This window comes from Paenibacillus soyae, assembly GCF_024623455.1.
GTDB lineage: Bacteria > Bacillota > Bacilli > Paenibacillales > Paenibacillaceae > Pristimantibacillus > Pristimantibacillus soyae.
Map to the genome: position 1 here is coordinate 1 of NZ_JANIPJ010000054.1, position 1411 is coordinate 1411.

Here is a 1411-nt window from a genome sequence, read left to right on the forward strand (position 1 = left end):
GATGACGTACAATAAGTTGTGTACCAACATTTGGAGTCTTTCCAAGACACAAAAAAGTAGAGTATCCTCGGGGTTACCACGCCACCAAGAAGGGACTCTACTCGATGACAATCATACCAGAAAACCAGCTCTCAAACCTATTTGAAAATCTTGTCACACAGTTTGTTAAAGAAAACCTGGAAACCATTATGAAAGCTGAAATTCAGCATTTCATGGATGATCCAACAAATGAACATAACAGTCGTAATGGGTACTACAAGCGAGCTTTGCATACTAAATACGGTCATATCACCGATCTTGAGGTGCCTCGCGATCGAAATGGTGACTTCCAGACCCACGTATTTGAGCCTTACCAACGCCGAGATGGCTGGCTGGAGGAGGCTGTTATTCAAATGTACAAGTGCGGAATGGGGACCCGAAATGTGGCTCGCTTTATCGAAGGCATGTTTGGCAGCCACTATTCACCCACAACCGTCAGTAACATTACAGCGACAGTACTTGAGGACATTCAAGAGTGGCATGAGCGCCCCTTGAAGAAGCGCTACAGCGTAATCTACTTGGATGGCCTGTATGTGAAACTTAAACGCAGCACGGTGAGCGGCGAGGTCATCTACTTTGCCATGGGCATCGACGAGGATGGACACCGTCAAATTCTAGGTTTCTACGTTGGTGGCCAGGAGAGCGCTAACGGATGGAAGGACGTCCTTATCGATCTCTACAACCGTGGCGTACAGGAAGTACTTCTAGGCGTGTTTGACGGGCTCCCCGGGCTAGAGAATGCTTTCAAAGAAGTCTATCCAAAAGCGGATGTCCAGCATTGTGTCGTGCATAAAGTACGTGCGACTTTCCCAAAAGTTCGGGTACAACATAAGACAGACTTCATTGAGGACCTCAAGACTATCTACAATGCACTTGACCATGACTGCGCGCTAGCCGCATTTGATACCTTCAAAGACAAATGGAACAAACTGTACCCCAAAGAAGTGAAGTCATGGGAAGACCAGCTGTCGACGTTACTCACGTTCTACCGCTATCCTGCTCTCATTAAGGCAGCCATCTATACCTCTAATCCCATTGAGCGAATGAACAAAGAGATTCGTAAACGCTTGAAGCCTATGAACAGTTTGACGAACATGGACGCAGCGGAGAAGATCGTCTATTTGGAAACCATCGCCTATAATGAGCGATTTGAGGACCGTGTTATTCGCGGATTTGGCGATCCTGCTGTGAAAAGACAACTCACTGAGATGTTTGAAAAACGCTATCCTAGCCCGACCGAAAGTGCAGAAATCTAACAAAAAAAGGTGGCAGGTGGCCAGGCGGGGGAGGAGGCCTCCTCCCCCGCCTGGCACCTCATTGATCCATCCCAGATGGATATTCTACAAGCTTACACAAACTTCTTGACGCTACC

At 47.5% G+C, this 1411-nt stretch carries 1 protein-coding gene; it reads left to right on the forward strand.

All coding sequences use genetic code 11. The features are described 5' to 3' along the window. Positions 1 to 104: 104 nt before the first annotated feature. A complete protein-coding gene (locus tag NQZ67_RS29900; protein WP_257453157.1) occupies positions 105 to 1295 on the forward strand; it encodes an IS256 family transposase in 1191 nt (396 codons plus the stop codon). The last annotated feature ends 116 nt before the right edge of the window (positions 1296 to 1411 follow it).

Coding starts and splice junctions, on each gene's coding strand:
- NQZ67_RS29900 (WP_257453157.1), top strand. CDS start 105: ATGACAATCATACCAGAAAACCAGCTCTCAAACCTATTTGAAAATCTT.